General features: G+C 74.9%; 3 protein-coding genes and 2 pseudogenes. All 5 read left to right on the top strand.

What is annotated here, in order from left to right:
* Nucleotides 1-154: pseudogene (locus AOK24_RS52065) on the top strand (ABC transporter ATP-binding protein); the annotation flags it as partial.
* A gap of 2 nt (nt 155-156) precedes the next feature.
* On the top strand, nt 157-662 hold a 506-nt coding region (locus AOK24_RS43900), incomplete at its 5' end, for an oligopeptide/dipeptide ABC transporter ATP-binding protein (protein WP_338060982.1).
* Nucleotides 655-1,299, top strand: coding sequence for an ABC transporter ATP-binding protein (locus AOK24_RS43895; RefSeq protein ID WP_055725400.1), 645 nt, complete (start codon nt 655-657; stop codon nt 1,297-1,299). The genes AOK24_RS43900 and AOK24_RS43895, both read left to right, overlap by 8 nt.
* A 161-nt stretch (nt 1,300-1,460) precedes the next feature.
* A complete protein-coding gene (locus tag AOK24_RS52580) occupies nt 1,461-2,204 on the top strand; it encodes an FHA domain-containing protein (RefSeq protein WP_055725399.1) in 744 nt (247 codons plus the stop codon).
* Nucleotides 2,204-2,389 (top strand): annotated as a pseudogene (locus AOK24_RS52575) (protein kinase); the annotation flags it as partial. The gene AOK24_RS52580 and the pseudogene AOK24_RS52575, both read left to right, overlap by 1 nt.

The following is a 2,389-nucleotide window of genomic DNA, read 5'->3' as shown; positions in this document are numbered from 1 at the left end:
GGGTGCGGGGGCGGCTGGTGGGGCTGGTGCCGCAGAGTCCGGCCGCGCATCTGACGCCCGTTCGGACCGTGCGGTCCCAACTCGCGGAGACCATACGGGCGTTGACGGGGTCCAAGGATGCCGGCGCCGTCGAGCGGGCCGCCCGGCGGGCCGCNNCGCACGAGCTGTCCGGCGGGCTCGCCCAACGGGCCGCCACCGCCCTCGCGTTGGTCGGCGAGGCGCCGTTGCTGCTGGCCGACGAGCCGACGACGGGGCTCGACCGGGACCTGGTGGACCACACGGTCGACGAGCTGCGCCGGCACGTGGACGCGGAGGAGGGCCGGGCGCTGCTGATGATCACGCACGATCTGGCGGCGGCGGAGCGTATCGCGGACCGGGTGGCCGTGATGTACGCGGGCCGGATCGTCGAACTCGCCGACGCGGCCAGCTTCTTCGGTGACCCCGGCCCCCGCCACCCGTACAGCCGGGGCCTCCTCGACGCGCTCCCCGACCGCGCGTTCCTGCCCATCCCCGGCCTGCCCCCGGAGCTCGGCGCGCTCCCCGAGGGCTGCGCGTTCGCGCCCCGCTGCCCGCGCGCGACCCCGGCCTGCACGGCTCTGCCGCCGACGACCGACGGGACCGCCTGTCACCACCCGCACCTCATGGAGGACCTCCGTGCTTGAACTGCGCGCCATCACCGCCGGGTACGACAGGAAGTCCCCGGCGGTGCGGGGCGTGTCGCTGACGGTGGCGCCCGGCGAGTCCGTCGGCCTCCTCGGTCCGAGCGGCTGCGGGAAGTCGACGCTGGCGAAGGTTGCGGCCCTGCTGCACCGCCCCGACGCGGGCACGCTCACCCTCGACGGGGCGCACGTCCACCGCTGGCGGCACCGCGCGCCGAGGGCCCAGCGCACCGCTGTGGGCGTCGTGTTCCAGCAGCCCCGGCTCTCGGCGGACCCGCACCTGTCGCTCGCGGACCTGATCGCCGAGCCCCTGCGCGCGAACGGCCGGCCGCCGCGCGTCGACACCCTCGCCGCGTCCGTCGGCCTCACCCCCGACCTGCTCACCCGGCGCCCCCACGAGGTCAGCGACGGCCAGCTGCAACGCGCCTGCCTGGCCCGCGCGTTGTCCCTGCGGCCCCGCTGGCTGATCTGCGACGAGATGACGGCGATGCTGGACGCGTCGACGACGGCCGCGCTGGTGCGGGCCGTCGAGGAGTACCGGGCGGACAGCGGGGCGGGGCTGCTGGCGGTGGGGCACGACCGGGTGCTGCTGCGGCGGTGGTGCGAGCGGCTCGTCCACTGGGACGAGATCAGTGGATGATCGGCAGATACGACTGTCGGCCCCCCCCTCGCGCCGTCCCCTCACCCACGAGACGACCAGTTCAAGCCATTCGACCGCCGCGACCGCGCAAGGGGGGACAACCCCCGGGCGAGTCCCCCTACGCTGACCCCGGATCGCTGCGAGGCCCGGGGAGAAACACCTTGTACAGCATCATCGTGATCCCTCCGCCGACCCCGGAGGACGATCGACCCAGCACCCGCTTCCAGCTCGCCCCCGGCGAACGGCTCACCTTCGGCCGTTCCGCGCGCGAGAACACCCTGGAGATCCCGCACGAGGGGGTCTCCCGTACGGCAGGTGAGATCACCGCGCACGGCGCCTACTGGCGGCTCAGCAACCACAGCCGGTCCCAGACGTACGTCGTGGAGAACCCGGAGGGCGCGGGCGAGCACGTCAAGGTGGGCCCGGGGCGGCTGGACGCGCCGATCCCCTTCGAGTTCTCCCGGATCGTGCTCCCGGCGGCCGGCGACCTGCTGCCGATCGAGGTGTGGGCGCCGCGCCACGACTACCGCGACCGCTCGGCGGGCCCGTCCGGCGCGACGACCGCCCCCGCGTTCTGCGTCGACCGCTCGAAGCGCTACTTCGCCGTCCTGGCCGCCCTGTGCGAGCCCCGGCTGCGCGGCGCGCCCCACGCCCCGCTGCCGACGGTCGACCAGGTCGTCGAGCGGCTGCGCCCCGGCTGGCCCGCCGCGTCCCGCACGTCGGTGCAGTGGAACATCGACTACCTGGCCGTGAAGCTGCGCCTCAAACCCGGCCCCGACACGGCCGACCCGGGCCCGCGCATGAACGGCAAGAAGGAGTCCCTGGTCTCCCTGGCGCTCCGCTTCGACCTCGTGCGGGAGGACGACCTGACCGTGCTGACGGGCGGCGTCGCGGGGGAACGGTGATGCCGGAGCCGTACGCGGTGACCGTGCCCAAGGGGTACCGGGTCGGCGTCTGGGAGGTACGGGAGCCGATCGCGACGGGCTCGTTCGGCAGCGTGTACGCGGCGCGGCGCGTGGACGCCGTACCGGGCGAGGACCTGCCCCGCACGGCCGCCCTCAAGTTCCTGCCCACCGGCACCCGTACCCCC

It is taken from the genome of Streptomyces niveiscabiei (assembly GCF_001419795.1).
GTDB classification, from domain to species: Bacteria; Actinomycetota; Actinomycetes; order Streptomycetales; family Streptomycetaceae; genus Streptomyces; species Streptomyces niveiscabiei.
This window is presented reverse-complemented; position numbering and strand designations above follow the sequence as displayed.